Origin of the sequence: Thermoflexibacter ruber (genome assembly GCF_900113045.1) — a bacterium.
Classification (GTDB): Bacteria; Bacteroidota; Bacteroidia; order Cytophagales; family Thermoflexibacteraceae; genus Thermoflexibacter; species Thermoflexibacter ruber.
In genome coordinates this window covers 12,714-33,110 of sequence record NZ_FONY01000040.1, presented here as the reverse complement: position 1 = coordinate 33,110, position 20,397 = coordinate 12,714, and the positions used below count along the sequence as shown (strand labels likewise).

The 20,397-nt window shown below is 36.7% G+C and carries 14 protein-coding genes; 7 read left to right on the top strand and 7 right to left on the bottom strand.

Annotation, left to right across the window (positions count from 1 at the left end; genetic code table 11):
* Position 1: 1 nt before the first annotated feature.
* The 4 genes from BM141_RS18200 to BM141_RS18185 form a co-directional block, all read right to left on the bottom strand.
* A complete protein-coding gene (locus tag BM141_RS18200; protein ID WP_091548899.1) occupies positions 2 to 3,433 on the bottom strand; it encodes a VCBS repeat-containing protein in 3,432 nt (1,143 codons plus the stop codon).
* Positions 3,434 to 3,548: 115 nt separating this feature from the next.
* A complete protein-coding gene (locus BM141_RS18195) occupies positions 3,549 to 4,169 on the bottom strand; it encodes a hypothetical protein (RefSeq protein WP_091548898.1) in 621 nt (206 codons plus the stop codon).
* Positions 4,170 to 4,518: 349 nt separating this feature from the next.
* Positions 4,519 to 5,340: a 3-keto-disaccharide hydrolase gene (locus BM141_RS18190; RefSeq protein WP_091548897.1), complete on the bottom strand. Its 822-nt coding sequence runs from the start codon at positions 5,338 to 5,340 to the stop codon at positions 4,519 to 4,521.
* 24 nt (positions 5,341 to 5,364) lie between these two features.
* A complete protein-coding gene (locus BM141_RS18185; RefSeq protein WP_143090983.1) occupies positions 5,365 to 5,820 on the bottom strand; it encodes a hypothetical protein in 456 nt (151 codons plus the stop codon).
* A 134-nt stretch (positions 5,821 to 5,954) separates the two neighbouring features.
* Here BM141_RS18185 and BM141_RS18175 point away from each other — a divergent pair, with 134 nt between their 5' ends.
* The 5 genes from BM141_RS18175 (at position 5,955) to BM141_RS18155 (ending at position 14,670) form a co-directional block, all read left to right on the top strand.
* Positions 5,955 to 7,568, top strand: a complete 1,614-nt coding sequence (locus BM141_RS18175; protein ID WP_091548894.1) for a M20/M25/M40 family metallo-hydrolase — start codon at positions 5,955 to 5,957, stop codon at positions 7,566 to 7,568.
* A 136-nt stretch (positions 7,569 to 7,704) separates the two neighbouring features.
* Positions 7,705 to 10,953 carry an Eco57I restriction-modification methylase domain-containing protein gene (locus BM141_RS18170; RefSeq protein ID WP_091548893.1) on the top strand — a complete coding sequence of 1,083 codons (3,249 nt, stop codon included), beginning with the start codon at positions 7,705 to 7,707 and terminating at the stop codon, positions 10,951 to 10,953.
* Positions 10,946 to 12,751: an Eco57I restriction-modification methylase domain-containing protein gene (locus tag BM141_RS18165; protein WP_091548892.1), complete on the top strand. Its 1,806-nt coding sequence runs from the start codon at positions 10,946 to 10,948 to the stop codon at positions 12,749 to 12,751. Before BM141_RS18170 ends, BM141_RS18165 begins: the two co-directional genes overlap by 8 nt.
* A gap of 166 nt (positions 12,752 to 12,917) precedes the next feature.
* Positions 12,918 to 13,889, top strand: a complete 972-nt coding sequence (locus BM141_RS18160) for a ParB N-terminal domain-containing protein (protein WP_091548891.1) — start codon at positions 12,918 to 12,920, stop codon at positions 13,887 to 13,889.
* On the top strand, positions 13,882 to 14,670 hold the full coding sequence (locus BM141_RS18155; RefSeq protein ID WP_245764103.1) for a creatininase family protein: 789 nt from the start codon (positions 13,882 to 13,884) through the stop codon (positions 14,668 to 14,670). Before BM141_RS18160 ends, BM141_RS18155 begins: the two co-directional genes overlap by 8 nt.
* Positions 14,671 to 14,684: 14 nt before the next feature.
* On the opposite strand, the gene BM141_RS18150 is transcribed toward BM141_RS18155, so the two are convergent.
* Together BM141_RS18150 and BM141_RS18145 are read right to left on the bottom strand one after the other, a co-directional pair.
* Entirely contained in the window at positions 14,685 to 15,710 is a 1,026-nt protein-coding gene (locus tag BM141_RS18150) for a GntR family transcriptional regulator (RefSeq protein ID WP_091548890.1), read from the bottom strand.
* A gap of 3 nt (positions 15,711 to 15,713) precedes the next feature.
* Positions 15,714 to 16,073 carry a gamma-glutamylcyclotransferase family protein gene (locus tag BM141_RS18145; protein WP_091548889.1) on the bottom strand — a complete coding sequence of 120 codons (360 nt, stop codon included), beginning with the start codon at positions 16,071 to 16,073 and terminating at the stop codon, positions 15,714 to 15,716.
* Positions 16,074 to 16,370: 297 nt separating this feature from the next.
* Here BM141_RS18145 and BM141_RS18140 point away from each other — a divergent pair, with 297 nt between their 5' ends.
* Positions 16,371 to 17,705 (top strand): tetratricopeptide repeat protein, encoded by a 1,335-nt coding sequence (locus BM141_RS18140; protein ID WP_091548888.1) that lies wholly within the window; start codon positions 16,371 to 16,373, stop codon positions 17,703 to 17,705.
* A gap of 100 nt (positions 17,706 to 17,805) precedes the next feature.
* Here the strand turns inward: BM141_RS18140 and BM141_RS18135 are convergent, their stop codons facing one another.
* Complete coding sequence (locus BM141_RS18135; RefSeq protein ID WP_091548887.1) at positions 17,806 to 19,257, bottom strand: mandelate racemase/muconate lactonizing enzyme family protein; 1,452 nt, start codon at positions 19,255 to 19,257, stop codon at positions 17,806 to 17,808.
* Between the two features lie 148 nt (positions 19,258 to 19,405).
* On the opposite strand from BM141_RS18135, the gene BM141_RS18130 reads away from it, so the two are divergent.
* Positions 19,406 to 20,239, top strand: coding sequence for a hypothetical protein (locus BM141_RS18130; RefSeq protein ID WP_091548886.1), 834 nt, complete (start codon positions 19,406 to 19,408; stop codon positions 20,237 to 20,239).
* Positions 20,240 to 20,397 lie beyond the last annotated feature (158 nt).

Below are 20,397 nucleotides of genomic sequence, written 5' to 3'. Positions count from 1 at the left end.
GCTATTTTTTCTCTAATATTTGAACCTTATCATTGTTTTTGGCAATGATGATTACCTCTTTCTGATTAGCTAACCTTAAAGAAATCATATCTCGGACCTCTCCTTGTGCAAAAAATCCACTTTGGCTCACAGGAATGGGGGTAAAGTTGTTTTTCCCATCGCCTTTGAGCAGCAAACCATAGCAAGCATCGTAATTACCTATTTCTGGCTTGACCGCAGTGAAGTTCCCTGCCAAAAGTAAGTCTTTGTTTCCGTCCTTGTCGTAGTCCAGCACTAAAAAACAAAATACAGGGCTTAACTGGGCTAAGGTGGGTAGGGATTTTACTTCAAAGTTGCTACTGCCCTTATTTTCTATAAAACAAGATTGTAAGTTTCTTGCTTCCAATATTTTAGCTCCTTGTAATTCCTCAGTAGTAAAAATATCTTGAATAGTTTTTTCCGCATAATCCTCGTATTTCAAGTACTTTCTCTTTAGTGGTAAAATTTGGGAAATCAACTCGTCTTTGAGTGCCAAAGGATAACTATTCCTCCCTCCTTTTTCGTTGGGTTTATAATAAGTAAGAATGGGGTCTAAATCCCCATTTTTATCAAAGTCACTCAGATACAATTGGATAGGTTCTTTTGCAGAGGCTTGGAGTTTAGTGTTTAAGCCTAAGTTTCCAGCAAAGAAATCTATGTCGCCATCATTGTCAAAGTCATCTGCAAGAAGGCAGTTCCAGAAACCACTGTTAGAGGTGAGTTGTTGGTTATTTGTTGTTACGTTGATGAGTTTATTGTTTTTATTTTCAAAGAAAGCTATCGGCAACCAATCACCAACTACCACCAAATCAGGCTTTTTATCACCGTTAAAGTCTGCCCAAACTGCTTCTGAAACCAAGCCCAGTCTTTCTAAGTCTGGGGCTACCTCTTTGATGACATCTTTGAAAACACCTTTGCCATCATTTTGCAAAAGCATATTGCGTGGGGGAATACCGTACTCAAAAGGAATGACCCTGCTCCCCACAAATAGGTCTAAATCTCCATCTCCATCAAAATCAGCCGCTTGTACGCAAGAACCCACATTAAACTCACTTGGAATGGCGTTTTCTGCTTTTTTGAAATTGCCTCTGCCGTCATTCAAGTATAGTCGGTCTTGCAAAGGTGAGGCTTGCCCTGAAAACTCATTGCCTCCACTTACTACGTATAAATCCAAATCTCTGTCCCCGTCTGCATCAAAAAATAGGGCATCTGTATCTTCTGAGGCTTTGTCTGTTTCAAAAAGAACTTGGTTGGTACTCAAAAAAGTACCATTTTTCTGCTGGATAAATAGTTTCCCCGCACTGTCTTTTGCCCCACCTATATAAAAGTCTTCCAAGCCATCGCCATTTATATCTCCTTTGGCTATTTTAGGTCCCAAAGTGGAAAACATTTGAGGAATTAGGCGTTCTCTATTAAACTCATTAAACTCATTTTCAAGGTGTTTATAGTCTAAACTGATTTGCTGGCTAATGTCTTGGAAAATGGTTTGTGTATTATAAACTTCTGAAAGTGAAAAAGTTTTAGCGGATTCAGGCGTTTGATTTGCTGCATATTGAGCATTTTTTTCCTCTAAGACAACTTGTTGATTAATTTTTACTTGGGGAAGCACTTGTTTTCTCCCACTCGACCAAATCACTACCAAAGAATCTATGCCCTTATTTTTTCCCAAACCAAAATTCATCACAGGGTCTATGGAAGATTGGAAACCGCGTGCGGGGGCTTGTTCTAAGAAAAGCATATTGGGAGAATTGCTGATACCTATATTGATTTCAGGGGTTTCTTTGGCAAAAATCATAACTTTTGCTCCTATGCCCAAAGTGTTTTTCCCTTCACCTACAAGTTTGACTTTCAAATAGTTATTTTGTTCTAATTTTTCTGCATTATTTCTGTAAATGAAAGCCTCTTGGTTGACATTATTCACTATTAAGTCCAAATCTCCATCATTGTCCAAGTCAGCATACGCCGAGCCGTTGGAAAAACTTTTTTGGTCAAGCCCCCACTCTTGTACTTTGTTGGTAAAGGTCAAATCCCCATTATTTTTAAAAGCATAGTTAGGAATAAACACAGGATTGCTTTTTTCTTTGAACTTTGTAAAGTCAAAACTCTTGGTTCTGATAGCCTCCATGATGTTCTCATCGCTGGTAAGAAAGTTCACAAAATCCTGATTAGTAAGGTCTTCAAAAATGCCATTAGAAACAAAAATATCTTTCAAACCGTCATTGTCTAAGTCCATAATCAGTGCGCCCCAACTCCAATCAGTAGCAGAAACTCCTGAAATCTGACCAATTTCTGTAAAAAATCCCGCTTGTCCATTTTTTGTACCTTTAGCCAAAGGTATATTGAGTTGGAGCATATTGCGGGTAAATTGGTGGTAGTAGTCCTGTTTGAGTTTTTCTTGGTAGGTATCATAAGAATTAAAAGTGGTCGTTCTTTTCAATCTGCCGTCAGTTTCGGGGAGCATATCGGTAGAGAAAATTTCAGGACGACCGTCATTGTTGATGTCTGCCATGTCTGCCCCCATAGAGGCTTCGCTGGTGTGGGCTATCCATTCTCTTAGACTTTCTTTGAAAGTGCCATTTTTTTGGTTGATATACAGATAATCAATCTCAAAAAAATCATTGGAAACGTAAATATCGAGCCAACCATCATCATTGACATCGCCAATCGTTACGCCTAAGCCAAAGCCGATAACGCTGCCGTAAATATTGGCTTGGGTGCTAACATCTGTAAATTTACCATTATCGTTTCTATACAGTTTATCGCCTCCCTTTATATCTCTTTCATTTCTAAGGTTTTCCAACCCAAAGCTACTGATGGGTCTGAAAGAATTGTTGAGTAGGTACAAATCCAAATCGCCGTCTTTGTCATAGTCAAAAAAGGCGGCATGGGTAGAAAGTCCCTCATCGGCTATTCCGTATTCTTTGGCTTGCTCTACAAAAGTAGGGATTCCGTCTTTAATACCTTGATTGATAAATAGTTCGTTTGCTCTGTCATCTCCTTTGAAATTCCCAGAGTTGCAAACATAAATGTCCAATAAGCCATCTCCATTGATGTCGACCATTGCCACCCCCGTACTCCAAGATTTTTTACCTTCTACTCCCGCCTCTTTTGTAATGTCTTTGAACCGCCAATTACCCAAATTGAGGAACAGTTTATTTTCTTTCATATTGGCAGTGAGGTAAATATCAGGCAAGCCGTCATTGTTCACATCTCCTATGCCTACGCCACCCCCGTTGTAGAAATTGCGGTAGCTAAAAATATTCATCTCTTTAGACCCCTCGACCTCGTTTTTAAAATCTATGCCCGTAACTGTTTTAGGAATAAGGGAAAACAGTTTGTCTTGTGGAATATCTTGAATAGATTTTTGTTGGCAAGAAAAAACAGAAAGTATCAGTAAACAATAGAATAATCGCATCTTATACGAGTTTTAAATTTAGAGGGCAAATTTAAGACAAAATTTGAGAAGTTACAATTTGGTAAGGGTTTCTAAAAATAGAAACAAGAAAATGGTTTTTCTATTTACAATGCGTTTATTTGGTCATAAATACTATGATAAATCCTATTAAATTGATGAGCATTAAAAACCAAAGAGCGGCAAGGTTAGGTTGTATAAAATTAACAGGTGTCCTCTCATCAAGTTCTTTAGCCACCTTTTCACTAATATCTCCTATCGTTTTTTCACTTATTTCTTGGTTTTTTATGACGGATAATAAGGTTTCATGAACAGGTACTTTACTTAGTAAAAAGGAAATGATGAACTGTATAGGTTTGGGAAAGTGCTTGAGCCAAAGAGAAGTTTTGGACAGATAGTCTTTAAAATTTTGAGAAGTAAGCACTTTGTCTTTGGCGGAGTTAAGTATTTGATAAACAATGTACTCAAAGAGAGCCACCTTTTTTTCTTTGAAAATCAGATATAGTCCTCTGCGAATAGCATAATTTTTTCCAACCTGAAAATAAGCAATAGGCAGACCTACCATAAAACCTAACAATAATACTACTACCGCACCAGAGGACAAGGGCTTGATAATAAAAAAGCCTATTACCGCCAAAGTCCAATTAACAAAAATACCTAAACTTACTACAACTATGAGAGTTCGTATGATAGCAAGACCTGCCTTACTTATCAGTTTTAGATTTTCCTTAATGTCCATGCCAAATTATGTTTAGTTTATTGCCCACTTCCTATCTGCACGGCATCTTCCAATATATAAATAAGATGGTCAGGGTTGTTAGGGTTAAGTTTTAACCTGCCTTTGACCGTAAACTCACTGCCTTGAAACATCTTTTTTTGGATAAACCTCTATAATTGTTTCGGGTCCTGCTTGTCCACAAAAAAACAATTTGATGCAGGTTTAGTAGAGATGATGCAATTGATTTTGCTACCAATTCTGACCAATTCATTGATGGCTTACTACTATTTGATTTTCAAAAAAATGATGCTGTCATTTTGATTGAGTAATGTAAAATTTAGCACAAAATTTAATTCCAATTTAAATATGCTCAATCCAACTTTTTAATTTTTATATCTTTGAACTCCACCCCCTGCCCTTCGGCTTGTAGTCCTATGTAGCCCTCTGTCAATGGCTTGCCATCTATTTTGACGGCAGGGTCAAAGCGTGTAGATACACCGCCACCTATTTGAGGTTTGGTATATTGGAGCACTGTATCTCCATTGACTTTATGAATCACCAGAGAATCTTTATAAACTATCAATTCTCCACTTACCCATTCGTACCATTCGTAAGTTTTCGAGGAGGAATTAATGCAATGCTGTGGGGACTTCTCTCCATTAAAAAATACATCTGTCCCTGGCGAACACATGTTTCCTGTGGGGCGAGGTTCTCCTTCCTTTTCTCTGGCAAGCATTTGATATTCCACAGAAATAGGCCAATCTTGCTCTTTGAGAATGGTTTTGGGGTCTTGCGAATGAAACATGACACCACTGTTTCTATAGGTGTAAGAGGGGGCATCTTTCATCCATTGGTCAGTAAAGCGATATTGGAATTTTAGGTGAAAAGAGGAAAAAGGCTCTTTGTAAAACAAATGTCCATAGCGTTCATTAAATTCTTTGTAGCCATCATAGTTTACTTGAATGACGCTATCCACTACTCTAAACGTATTGGCATAGTTATCCCCTAACTCATGGTGATGAAATTTTGGTGTCCAACCATCGAGGTCTTTCCCATTAAAAAGCACCAGCCATTCCTCAGTTTTGCTTTCCTCTTTGGTATTTGCAACTTCTTCATTTTTATCTTCTTGAGAAGCACATGAGGCTATTATCAAAAAAATGAATAGAGATAAGATTACTTTTATTTTCTTCATATGAGTTAAATTGTATTTTATCTATCATTGCCCACTTCCTATCTGCACAGCATCTTCCAATATGTAAATAAGATGGTCAGGGTCGTTAGGGTTAAGTTTTAACCTGCCTTTGACCGTAAACTTACTGCCTTGAAACATTTTTTTCTTTTGTGGATAGACCTCCATAACCGTTTCGGGACCTGCCTGTCCACAAAAGAAACAATTTGATGCAGGGTAAGCAGAGATGATACAATAATTGGTATCTCCTCCATACATTTCCGAAGGCACGAGGTAGCCTGTAATGGTAATTTCTTTGCCGTCAAGAGCCTTGATTTCAGGGTTAAAAATGGGAAATTCTATTTCTTCTTTCATTACTTCACTATATTTTTTGTACCACTTTACTTTAAAAAGTGTTTCCCAAATATTTGTTGAAGCAAAAACAAGAGTCAAAGTACTTAGAAAAAGCAAACTAATCAAAGACGGGAAAAGTATTTTTTTCATATCTATATTTTGTTTTAAGACAAGGCGAAAATACGAGAAAAGCGTTAAAAAAGCGACTAAAATTTACAGAAAATAAAGGAAAATTGTAATTTTCAGGCATATTCAATGATTTCTAATAAAAAATCACATTTACTATGAGAAAAACAATACACATTTGTAGCAGTTTTCTGCTTATCGTTGCGCTATTTTTAGCAGATTTTTCTTTGGCTCAAACTCGTGAGAAAATTGATACGGCAATGGTTGCTAAAATCAAAGATGAAGGAATGAATCGCTCCCAAGTCATGGACATTCTGAGTATGCTCACTGATATTTACGGACCTCGCTTGACCAACTCTCCTAATTACAGGAAAGCGGCAGACTACGCCAAGAAAACTATGGAAGAATGGGGCTTGCAAAACGTGCATTTTGATTCTTGGAACGAAGAGTTCGGCAGAGGTTGGGAACTCAAAAAGTTTAGTTTACACAGCTTAGAGCCTGCCTATTTCCCTATGATTGCTTTCCCTAAGGCATGGTCGCCAAGTGTAAAAGGAACAGTACAAACCGAAGCTATTTATTTAGATATTAAAAATGAAAGTGATTTGGATAAATACAAAGGAAAGTTAAAAGGGAAAATTGTGCTTTTTAGTGGTCCCACACCTGTAGAGCCGGGTTTCAAGGCTGATGCACATAGGTTTGCTGACTCTACCTTGCTACAAATGGCAAATGCCAGACTGCCAGAGGAATTTCCTCAAAGAGGCGGAGGTAGGGGTTTCCAAGGGGTACGCACTGCCCTACAACTCAATTATTTAAAGTGGGAACTGTGTCGTACAGAAGGAGCAATTGCCGTATTAGAAGCAAGCCCTAATGCTCGCCTTGAAGACGGCACTGTCTTAGTAAGTGCCGCCACTGTGCCTTATTCCCCTGATGTGCCTTTTGATAAAAGAGAACGAGTATATAGCCCTAACGCTCCTACTATTTTACCGCAAATAGTGGTTTCAGCGGAACACTACAATCGCCTTTACAGACAAATCCAAAAAGGATTGCCTGTAAAGTTGGAACTTACCTTAGAAACAGCCTTTACCAAAGCAGAATCAGGCTTTAATGTGATTGCTGAAATCCCCGGTACTGACCTTAAAGACCAAGTAGTCATGATTGGGGCGCACTTAGACTCTTGGCACTCAGGCACAGGAGCTACCGATAATGCCTCTGGCTCTGCGGTTTGCTTGGAAGCAATTAGAATCTTGAAAAAATTAGGTATTAGCCCTCGCCGAACTATCCGCATTGGCTTGTGGGGCGGTGAGGAACAGGGTCTATTGGGTTCTCGTTCTTATGTAAAGCGAATTTATGGTGAAAGATTGGACGTGAGCGCGCCCTACGACTCCATTAAGACTACACCTGCGGCGGACAAATTTTCCGTTTATTATAACATGGACAATGGCACAGGAAAGTTCAGAGGTGTTTACTTACAAGGTAACGAAGCCGTAATGCCTATTTTCCGCGAATGGCTCAGACCTTTTGAGAAAATGGGAGCATCTACGCTTACTTTGAACAACACAGGCGGCACTGACCACCTATCTTTTGATGCCATTGGTTTACCCGGGTTTCAGTTTATCCAAGACCCTATCGAGTACTCCACACGTACCCACCATACCAGCATGGACGTGTACGACAAAGCGATAGAGGCAGACCTCAAACACAACGCAGTCATGATGGCAGTATTTGCATGGCTCTCTGCCAATAGAGAGGAGATGATTCCAAGGAAAAAATAGCTAAGCAATAAAAATACAGACATTTACTTAGCAAAACCTAAAAAGTGATAGAAATAAAATTTTATTTTTATCACTTTTTATTTATTTTTGCAAAAATAACTCATAACTTATTACTTCTAACTGATAACTCAAAAAGGTGTCTTTATTCCAAAAAACTGTACTCAAAGAATTTGTCAAAGCACAAAATCAAGTGCTTGTCCAAGAGGCGTATGAGAAATTTCAGGCGCACTTTGGCGACCCTACGATTCAGCAAAATATCAAAGAGGCAAAAGAAGAACAGTACCAAGAAGGTTTTTTGAAAGACCTGTTTGTAGGCATCTTGGGCTATACTTTATTTCCTCATGAAAAGCACAACCTCATTACTGAATACAAAAACCCCAATGATGCGAAAAAAGTTGATGCCGTCATTGTGCTAAACGAAAAAATACTTGCAGTTATCGAGCTAAAAGATACCAAGACGATTGATTTGAAAAATATAGAATTACAGGCTTTTGCCTACAAAAATGCCCACCAAAACTGTCGCTATGTCATCACTTCCAATTTTCAAAAGTTGCGATTTTACTTAGACAATACCCTCGAGCATGAGGAGTTTGACTTGTTTAACTTAGACTTAGAACGCTTTAAGGTGCTTTACACCCTTTTGCACCAAAGAAATATTGCCAAAGACCTGCCATTAGACCTCAAACAAAAGTCTATCCAAAGAGAGCAGGAAATTACACTTGCTTTTTACAATGACTATGAGGCATTTAGAGAGTCTTTGTTCAAAAACATTGTCCACCTCAATCGTGGGTACGACAAGCTATTGCTTTTCCAAAAAACCCAAAAACTTTTAGATAGAATCGTATTTATGTGTTTTGCTGAGGACAAGGGCTTACTCCCTGCCAATCTGATACACACCATTATCAAAGAGTGGGAAACAAGAAAAGAGGAAGGAGATAAGATAAGTCTTTACGACAGATTCAAGGCACATTTTGGCTTCATCAACGATGGCTTCCGAAGCAAAAAATATGACATTTATGGGTACAATGGAGGCTTGTTTGCTTATGACGAGGTACTTGATAATCTAAGGATTGATGATGAAAACCTCAGAAGCAGAAGTGAACAGTTAAGTAGCTATGATTTTGATACAGACATAGATGTAAATGTATTAGGACATATTTTTGAGCATAGTTTGAACGAATTGGAAGCGAAAAAAGCCGAACTATTGGAAGACATTGCAGATGAAGAAGCGGGTAGGGAAGTGAAGCAAAGAAGCAAGCGGAAAGTCGATGGTATTTTTTATACACCCCTTTATATTACCAATTACATCATTGAGGAAACCTTGGGGAAACTCTGCACAGAAAAGAAAAAAGAGTTACAACTTGATTTTGTGGTTATTGACTTTGAGAAAGAAGAAAATAGAAAACTCATTTTAGAAAATTTACAAGCCTACCAAACTTGGCTTTCGCAAGTGCGTGTACTTGACCCTGCCTGTGGAAGTGGAGCGTTTCTGAACCAAGTCTTAAACTATTTCTTAAAAGAATACACTTGGATAGAAAATACGAAGAAATCAATTCCAAAAACAGAAGCTCCCAAAGAGGAAAAACCAAAGCAAGAAAACGCTTTCTTTACGCCATTTGCGCTGCCAGAGAAAAAAACAAGCGAACAAGATTTTTCTCATCAAATCTTGGAAAACAATATTTTTGGGGTAGATATTAACTTTGAAAGCGTTTCTATCACCAAACTTTCCCTCTGGCTTCGCATAGCACAGGGCAAGCGCAAACTCAACGATTTGAGTGAAAACATCAAACAAGGCAACTCCCTCATTGACGACCCAAGCATAGACGAAAGGGCTTTTGATTGGAAAAAGGAGTTTCCAAAGGCGTTTGTAAACCTGTCAGGTTTTGAAGGTTTTGATTTGATTGTGGGGAATCCGCCTTATGTACGCCAAGAACTTTTAAGTGAGGCGCACAAAAAATATTATGAAAAACGCTACTCATCTGTGTATAGTGGGGTAGCAGACTTATATGTATATTTTTATGCGAAGGGCTTAGAGTTGCTAAAAGAAGGAGGGACATTGGGCTTTATCACTCCTAATAAATGGTTTAAAACAAAGTATGGAGAGGGATTAAGAAAAATACTAAAAAATCTTGAAATTGAGCAAATTGTAGATTTTTTTGAAGAAAGAGTTTTTGAGGACGCAAGTACAGAACCTCAAATCATTATCTTGAAAAAAAAACTATCTGATAATAATTTTTATTATTTTGCTATCACCCAAGTATTATTAGAAGAAAAGGAAATTACTGATTTTGATAAAAAATTAGATAATCCACTCATTGTTGAGAAAAAGAACTTCACAGATACAGAATGGATTTTTGCCACAGGTGAAAAACAAGCTATTTTTGATAAAATTTCAGGCAGAAACATCCCTTTTGAAACAAAGCCTTTGTATGAGTATGTTAATTTTAATATTTACAGAGGCATTGTAACAGGTTTCAATAAAGCATTTATCATTGACCGCAAAACCAAAGAACAACTGATTAAGAAAGATGCTCGAAGTGCTGAGTTGATAAAACCTTATATGATGCCTACAGATATTAAAAAATGGCATTTGGAAAATAAAAATGAATGGTTTTTGATAAATACAGGCTACAATATAGAAATTTCAGAGAATACCTATCCTGCTATTTTCAAGTATTTAAAAAAGTTTGAGAAAGAACTTGTTGCAAGGCAAGATAAAGGCAAAACACCTTATAATTTAAGAGCTTGCGACTATTATGAAGAATTTGACAAGCCCAAAATCATTTATATTTACACAGCAGTCAATCACTACTTTTATTACGATACAGAGGGTTATTATCTCAATAATTCAGCCTATTTTATCACCAATGCAGATTTATTTCTCTGTGCTTTTCTTAATTCAAAAGTCTTCGATTTTTATAAAAGATTAAAGTTTGTAGCGTATGGCAATGCAGAAGAAAGAGGGCGCAATAAGTTGGATTACAATAAAATGGTACAAGTGCCTATTCCTATTTTGAGTTTAGAACAAAAGCAACCTTTTGAGCATAAAGTATTGGAATTGCAGAAGCTAAACAAAGGATTAGATAACCTTTCTCAAAAATTCTTAAAAATTATCCAAGCAGAATTTAAGCCTGAGAAAATCAATGGTAGCTTAGGAAAGTGGTATCTCCTTACGTGGGAAAAATTCCAAGACGAAATCAAAAAGCAAAAAGGGCAAATTAGCCCTAAGCAAAGATTTGAATGGATAGAAATTTTTGAAGAAAAGCAAAAAGAAGCAGTAAGCATTGACACAAAAATTCAACAGCTTGAAAAAGAAATAGATAACTTAGTTTACAAGCTTTACGACTTGACCGAAGAAGAAATAAAAATAGTAGAAAATGGATAGCTATGAAAGCATTTTGGCGATTGATTTCCGCAAGCAAGAAGGCATTTTTTACAGCCCAAATTTTATTACCAACTACATCATTACTGAAACTGTAAAAGAATACCTTGCAGGTCAAAACAATACTTTTGAGGCTTTGCAAAATATTAAAATTCTGGATTTGGCTTGTGGGACGGGTGCTTTTCTGATAGAAAGTTTTGATTTCTTACTCCAAAAATATCACACGCTTTTCCCCGATTTCCCTCAGTCTGAAAAGTGGATTATCGAAAATAATTTGTATGGTGTTGATTTAGATGTAAATGCAGTTCAGATTTGCAAGGAATTACTTTTTGAAAAAAGTGGTTTTATTTGCGAAAACATCAAACAAGGAAATTCGCTCATAGATGAACCAAGTATAGACGAAAGGGCTTTTGATTGGAAAAAGGAGTTTCCAAAGGCGTTTGTAAACCTGTCAGGTCTTGCAGACCTGACAGGTTTTGAAGGTTTTGATTTGATTGTGGGGAATCCGCCGTATGTGAGTACTAAATTGATTCAAGAAAGTCAGAAAAAATACTTTTTGGAAAAGTATGTAACTGCCAAAGGGCAGTTTGATTTGTATGGGCTTTTTATTGAAAAAGGACAAAAATTACTAAAAAAGGGTGGCGTACTTAGTTTTATCACCTCCAGCACTTTTCTGAGTAACAAAGACTTTGTTGATTTGAGGCGTTTTTTGTTTGAAAAAACTCAAATAACGCAAATTGCCTATTTAGGAGAAACCGTTTTTGACCAAGCGGCAGTTGATGTTTCTATTCTTATCTTTAAAAATCAAAAAGCTGAGGAACATAACCAAATCCAAGTTTTTAAAAATCGTAAAAATTTTGATGAAGACATTTTTCACCTTATTCGTCAAAGTCGGTTTGATTTAGAGAAAAATAATTATGAAATTAAACTTAATTCTGAAGAAAAAGATTTTGATTTGATTGATAAAATTTATGAAAATAAAGAAACTTTAGGAAATATTTTAGACCTGCCGAGAGGCATAGAGATAGGGGGAAATTCTGAAAAAATTACTTCAAAATATCAAATTGGGCTTGAGAAAGTATTAGTTGGCAAAAATATTGGTCGTTACCAAATTAATTTTGAGGAAACATACATTCAATTTGAAAATGATAAATCTATTTTCAAAGAATTAGAAATTTATAAACAACCCAAGATTTTAATTCAAAGAATCAGAAATTTAACTTTAAAACAAAGAATCGTAGCTACTTTGGATAGTGAAGGCTATTTATGTACTAACACATTGAGAATAGGCATTTTAAAGAATGAAAATTATGATTTGAGTTTTATTTTAGGGATTTTAAATTCTAAACTTGTCAATTTTATTTTCTCTAAATTCTTTTTAAACAAAGACATTTATGCCTATCAATTAGAAAGAATACCAATCCCTCAAATAAGTTTATCAGAACAGGAAAACCTTGCTCAAAAAGTCAATCGCTTACTTTTTCTCAACAAACAATTTTACCAGTCTCAAAAAGATTTTTTAGACTTGATAACGAGTAATTTTGGAAAAGACCAATTCACTCGCAAACTTGAAAATTGGTATAAATTGGATTGGAACGAGCTTTCCAAAGAATTAGAAAAATCTAAAATCAAACTTTCTTTACCCAAGCAAAAAGAATGGAAAACATTTTTTACAGAGGAAAAAGCCAAAGTAATGCCCTTAGATGACGAAATTCAACAGCTTGAAAAAGAAATAGATAACTTAGTTTACCAACTTTACAATTTAACCGAAGAAGAAATAAAAATCGTGGAAAATGGATAGCTATGAAAGCACTTAAATCCCTAATTAAGTAGCAGATAGAGAGAAAAGTAAGAAATATTCTCTCAAATTTTCCCTTGTAACTTTTTTGCTTTTTCCACAATTATTTTTTTTCTTTGCCCACTAAATATCCCAATTACAGTGCGTTTAATAGATTTTAGCGTAAATTATGGCAAAGAAACAGTTTAAGTTTGAAGGACTTGTCAAGCAAGCAGAGCAGCAAAATAAAGAATCTACAGATTATATTCGCCAAAATATCATCATTGACGAAGAGCTACAAAAATTTATCCCCCCACTTTTAGACGAAGAGTTTAAGTTATTAGAGGACAACATTTTAAAAGATGGTTGCCGCGATGCCCTCATCGTTTGGGAACAGCCTGAGGGCAATTATGTTTTGATAGATGGACACAACCGCTATCAAATTTGCCAAAAGCACAATCTCCTTTTCAAAGTCCAAGTAGTTAATTTTGAGGATAAGGAGGAGGCAAAAGACTGGATGATTCTCAACCAACTTGGCAAGCGAAACGTTACCGAAGAAGCCAAAGCCTACTTGCGTGGCTTGCAATACAAGCAAGAAAAAAAGCGAATAGGCGGGTCAGGTGTAAATCAGTTTAATAAAGACCAATTTGCTAAAGATGCAGAACGTACTGCCGAGCGTTTGGCAAGCCAGCATAAAGTTTCCGAAAAAACCATTCGCACCGATGAGAAATTTGCAGAAGTGATAGATAAAATTACGCTTGGCAATGAGCGATTGAAATGGGATATGCTCAACCGCAAAGTTAAGTTTGGAAAAGTAGCCCTTACCAACCTATCAGGCGAGCCAGAAGATATTTTGGTGCAGATAGGTAAGAATATGGCAGAAGGTAAGGGATTTAGGGAGTCTATCAACATTGCCAAAAAAGTAGAAAAAAAGCCTATCAAAAAAGAAAAAGCTAAAGAAACTCTCCCTGCTAATTACATTCCTTTGGAAATTACTAACCCTCATGTCTTAGCTGATGAGGATAAAAACATGAAAATCATGGACTTAAAAGACAAAATAGTAGATGATTTCGTAGCAGTAGTCAATCAGCAAGACAAACAAGCCTTAGAAAGACTAAGGGAATACTTAGATGAGTTAGAAGATTTACTTTTTGATGAATAAATATACAAATACCATGATTCGTCCTTACATTTTAGCAGAAACCAATTGGAAAACTGTCAAAGACACAGATTATCAAGTAGCTATTTTGCCTTGGGGAGCTACTGAGGCACATAACTATCACCTTCCTTATGCCACAGATACTATCCAAGCAGACTATGTAGCCGCCGAGTCTGCCCGATTAGCATGGGACAAAGGAGCAAAAGTGATTGTGCTTCCTACCGTTCCCTTCGGCGTAAATACAGGGCAGTTTGGGGTTAAGCTGTGTATCAATATGAGTCCAAGCACACAACTTGCTGTTTTAAAAGATATTACAGATGTTTTATCTCGTCAAAAAATTCAAAAATTAGTCCTCATGAACGGGCATGGGGGCAACAATTTCAAGCAGATGATACGTGAGTTGTACGTGCATTTTCCTGATGTTTTTGTTTGTGCAATGGATTGGTACAAGGCGGCGAATTGGAATCTGTACTTTGATGAACCCGGCGACCATGCAGGAGAAATGGAAACAAGTGTCATCATGAAAATAGCCCCTCAATGGGCTTTGCCGCTTTCCGAGGCAGGTGATGGCAAAGAAAAGAAGTTTACTATCAAGGGGCTAAGAGAAGGTTGGGTTATCTCCCAACGCTTGTGGACAGCCATTACCGAAGATACGGGCGTAGGCAACCCACACAAAGCTACCCCTGAAAAAGCAGAAAAATATCTCAAAGCTACTACAGAAAAAATTGCAGAGTTTTTGGTAGAGTTAGCTCATTGCCCTTTGGATAGCTTGTATGAACAATAGGTATAGGAAAAATTTTATACTGAAGCCCTTAAAGTTAAGTAAAAAGGATTTTCAATCTGTGTTTTGGAGGAGTTAAGCACTAAATTAGCGGCGGTTGCGCCCATACGCTCAAAATCTGTAGAGATAGTCGTAAGTCCGTTCATAATAAATTTTTTTAAAGGTGTTTCATTATAAGAAATCAGTCCTATTTGCCTGCCCAAAGTCCACTCCAAAGCAATGACTTTCTCTAAGATTTGCACTAAGTCCTCCTCCGTCAAAGTAATGTATAACTCCCCTTCCCCGATAAACTCATCGCTGCGAATGATTTTAGATTGAAAAGCATGGTCTTGACAAAAGCTGATAAATCCTTTGACTATCTCGCTTGCTGAGTAAGAGCTTTCGGGAAATATAATTTTTAGAGTATGATATTTTTTGAGTGCAGGGAGAGCTTGAGTAAGAGCTTGGTAGATGTCTTTTTCAAAATTTTCATATACCGCTCCATATTCCCCACTAATTGCATTAGGCTTTTTACCTACTAAAATAAGTTTTTCTTTGGGTATGTTATCGATTAGCCTGAGTGCATTTTGCTCATTATCAGCAAAATGTGGAATAATAACATAATGGGTATAGTTTTCTTTTGGATGGTCTAACAATTTTTTGAAAAGGGTATAATCGTTGTTATAGATGTAAAAATCTATAGTGGCTTCTTGGTAGAGGTTCTTGACAAAAGCATCGTAGATAGTTTTTTTGTGAGTGCTTAACTTGTTGAAAAGTAAAAGTATTCTTAGGTTTTGCTTGACAGAGGTGCTGGCAATAAAGTAGCCTTTCCCTTGGATAGCCTGCACAATTCCCATTTTTCTCAGTTCATTATAGCCTTTTTCCACCGTAAGACGCGACACATCAAACTCAAAACTCACTTCATTGATAGAAGGTAGCATATCTCCTACTTTCAACCTATCCTTTCTAATACTTGCAATTACAGCATTAATTACCTGCTGATATTTAGGAGTAGCAGAAAATTCATTGATTTCTATACAGTTGATATTTTTTTTAGCATACATATCTTATTTTCTTAAACGCATTTTCCAATCACCTTGAGTAATTTGAGGTATCCCTATAAGCCCTTTACTATTTGGTCTTACGTAAATATACGCTTGCAGGGCATCGTCAAATATCCTTGTGTAAAGTCCCTGCTCTATTCCCTCTAACTTATCTATTTTTGCTAAGCAATGCTCGTCTATTTGCCATATTTCTCCTTTGATTTGACCCACTGCCGTTGGTACGACAAAAGGATATTCTACTAAATCATACATAGTATATCCTTCTGCCCACACCTCATCTTCTACCAAAAGTCCTTGTTCTAAATAATGGTGATTACTTTCTCCTTTTCGTAATGTTCCGTAAACAAAGACTCGATAATTCATGTAATAAATTCACTTATTTTTTAACTGATTTTAATAGCATAAATGCCCAAATATAGAAAATTTTTACTAATTATCAATATTTAAAACAAATAAGGAACGGTATTTGGTGTAAGGATAAAAAACAAAGTTTACAAAATTTTCGTGTATATTTTCAGTATAAATAAAAAAAAATTATTAATTTTATGCTGAATAATCTTTACATCTCACATTAAATTTACCCGTGTATAAACTTAATCTTTATGTTTTAATTAATAACAAACTGATTGCTTGATAGTTATTTATTACAATTTGTTTACAATGAAAAAAATACTACTTTACATAGTGATATTAGCAGGCATTGGACTTACTGCCAAGGCACAAGACCCACACAAAGGCTTGGCTCACTACGTTGATGGCATGAATTATCAGAAAACTGGACAGCACCAAAGAGCAATTGATGAGTTTAACAAAGCTTTACGCAGTGAACCAAGTAATTACAGGTATTTGCATGCCAAAGCTGTTTCTGAATTTAAAATCAGAGATAATGAGTCCTCTATCAACTCTTTGAATAGCCTTTTGAAGCTCAAAGATGATTTTGCCCCAGCTTACGTACTGCTCGCCCAGATTTACTACCAACAGGGCGATTACAACAAGGCAGCAGAGTTTTACGACAAAGCAGCTATGCACGAGCCAAACCCTGCTGATAAGTACAAATACAAAATGATGGTTACGAATAAGTACATCAAAGATGGTAATATGAAGATTGCTTATGAGAAAGCAAAAGAGTTAAAAGCCATTTCTCCAAAAGATTTGAAAGCCAACTATTACTTTGCTCGCCTTGCTAACAAAGTAAAAAAATATGGAGAAGCCAGAGATGCCATTTTAGATGTAGAACCCGCTATTAAGTCTATGCAACCCAAAGACAATGCAAAATACTATTTCGAGTTAGGGTATGCCCATTATTACTTAGAAGAATATGAAAAATCAAAAGCTGCTTTTGATAAGACTGTGGGAACAAAATATGCTCAAGCAGCAGAGAAGTTTAGCCCAAAGTATTTCTACCGAATAGCTATTGCTTATTATAAGTTTCATGAGAACGAAACAAGCAAAAAATACTTGGACTTAGCAGAGAAAATACAAAAGGAGCTACCTGAATTACACGTACTTCGCGCTCAGCTTTCCAAGCGTATGACCAATAAAACCGCAAATCAATCTACTATTACGCACTATGAAAATGCGGTAAAGACCCAAGCTGACCCAGCCAGAAGGGAAAGTATTTATGAGAAAATAGCAGAGCTATACTTGGAATCAGAAAATTACGAAGGTTGCTTGCGTACCTCCGAAGAAGCCCTCAGGCTCAATAAAAGTGATTCAAAAGCACTACTGAACAAAATCAATGCGCTTTACAAACTCAACCGCTTAAAGGAAGCAGTAGAAACAGCCCAAGAAGCACTCAAACAAAAAATGGAGCCAGCTATTGCTGCAGATATATCTTTCCTTTTAGGCTTGTCTGCTAAAAAATTAGGTGATAAAAATATAGCTAAGCAAGCATTTACTCAGTTGCAAAGAACTACTCTCAGAGATGCAGCAGAGTTAGAACTAAAGTCTATGGGAGAGATGAAGGAAGATGACGAGGAGATGTCTGATGAGTAAGTAAAAGGTCGATTATTAGTAAAATAAGTTTAATATTATAGATAATCAAACATTTATAAGTATAAAATCTTATAAATGTTTGATTTTTTTGATATAGCCCTTAACTCCACAGTCTATCCCAAGAGCGTTCTTTGTCCCACTCTGGCGTAGGAGCAAAATATTTTTCCCCGTCAATAAGGTGCTTTTTCACTTCCTCTTCGTTCACTTCTACCCCCAAACCGGGCTTATTAGGAACTTTCACAAAGCCATTTTTCATAATAGGTTTGTCTATCCCTGTAACTAAATTTTCCCACCAAGGAACGTCTATTGAGTGATGCTCTAAAGCAATGAAGTTTTGTGTAGCCGCCGCACAGTGAACATTTGCCATAAAGGAAACAGGACTCCCTGCAAAGTGCATTGCCATAGGAATGCCTCTTTCTTCTGCATAATCGCCTATTTTTTTAGTTTCTAAAAGACCTCCTGAGGAGGCTAAGTCTGGGTGAATCATATCCACCGCATTAGCATCTATCAATTTGATGAACTCCTCTTTTAAGTAAATATCTTCCCCTGTGAGTGTAGGCGTTTCTATAGCATTGGTGATTTGCTTCCAAAGTTCGGTATATTTCCATGGCACCATGTCCTCCAGCCATGCTAACTGATACTTTTCTAAGGCTTTACCCAAGCGAATACAACTATTGACGCTGATGTGTCCAAAGTGGTCTGCCGCCAAGGGAATGTCCATACCTACGGCTTCTCTGACTGCCGCTACGTAAGAAACCATAGCATCTAAGCCCTTATCTGTAATTTGAATAGCAGTAAAAGGGTGTTCTGTCCAAGTATATGAGCGTCCCCAGTCAAAATTTCTCGGCACAACTAACGCACCCGGAATATCTTTGACCATTTCTACTCCAAAATCCATTTTGAGGAATGTAATCCCCATATCTGCTCTTGCCTTCATTCTCTTGGCATATTCTGCATGGTCTTGGGACTTGGTGGTGTCAGCATAGATACGAATTTCGTCTCTGTATTTCCCTCCAAGTAGTTGATAAGCAGGTACATTATAGGCTTTACCTGCTAAATCCCATAATGCCATTTCTACCCCACAAACTCCACCTGCCTGCCTGCCGTGATAACCAAATTGCTTAATTTTCTTAAAAATCTTTTCTACATTGCAAGGATTCTCTCCTAACAAGCGACTTTTTAGAAAAAGAGCATAACGCGGACTCCCTCCATCTCGCACCTCACCCCAACCAACTAAGCCTTGATTGGTATCTATGCGAATAAGTGGTACATTCATAGGGGCTTCCTTAATGTAGGCTACTCTCAAATCAGTAATTTTCAAGTCTGAAGGAGAACCAAAGCGATTCACATTCTTAGTCGACTCTGCCAATGTATCCTCGATAGAAGAAAACATAAAGCCTCCTAAAGCCACGCCACCCAGCGTTTTTTTCATAAAATTGCGACGCGGATGAGTATTTTCTGAACTCGTGCCATCGTTTGCATTATTCTGATAAATAACTTCAGAGGGTGGATTTTTTAATTTTGCTAAGATTTTTTTCAAATTAGATTTCATATTTACCTTTTAGATTTAATGTGAGAAAATAGTATATAGATAAGAGGCTGATATTTTTTTAATCTAATAGCAAGTTAAGCAAAAAATTATAAATTTTTCTAATTTACGAAAGCGTAAGTAACATATTCTCAAAAAATTTACCTTTGTCATGAGTAAACAATCACATATTGCTAAAAAAACACAAAGTTTATATGTAATAATCAATTCTTTGTGTGCTTACTTAACTATGTCTATTGTCTTGATTTATGGTTATTACTTTTTCCAAATGGCTGTTGCTAAGCTCTTTTATATCCAATCTACTCTTTATTTTGACCGTATTATTTTCATCAGTCGTGATGCAATGTGGTCGCCTAAAATAGTTTTAGTTAGCTACTCCGCTCCTGTAGTTTTTAGTTTTTTTGCCTCCATTTTCTTTTTTTATATGTATGTATTGCTTCGTCGTCAGCTTTATTTAGTGCGTATTTACTGCCTTTGGGGACATATTATCAGCATAGGTTTATTCTTCAGCAGTTTTATTCACGGAGCATTTGCTTACAAAGGTTTTGCTGTGATTTTCAAATGGTTCAATATTGCAGAGAAATGGAATTATCTTTTGGCAGTCATTGGCATCATTGGCTTGTGCATTATGGGCTTGTATATAGGGTTATGGTTTTTAAAAATGGCTCCCTCAAAGGAGTTTGATGTGCATAAGAAACCACGCAAATTTCTTTTCCAAGTAGCCATGTTGCCCTTCCTGATAGCAGCTATCATTACTTCTTCTGTGCTGATTATCAAGCTACAAGATAGCATTCCTTTAGTAGTTATCCAATTAGGGATATTTTTGATGCTCTCTTTTACTATTTTGCGGGCGGAGCCTCTGCCTCAGCGAGTAGTACTTGTTAAGAACTCCGCTACGGGCAAATTTTCTCTGCCTGCTGTACTGATAGGAGTTTTTTCTTTGATTGCGGCTATCTATTTGACCTACAAGGGCATTAGTTTATAGAAATGCTTAACAACAAAACAAAAAAGCATACACCAGAGGTATATGCTTTTTTCAAGGGATTAAACGATAATACTATCATCTACATTTGCCATTATCTCTATCTTGAATCTATGATACAAAGATGAGTGACTTTCCGAAGAAAAAGAATGACATTTGTC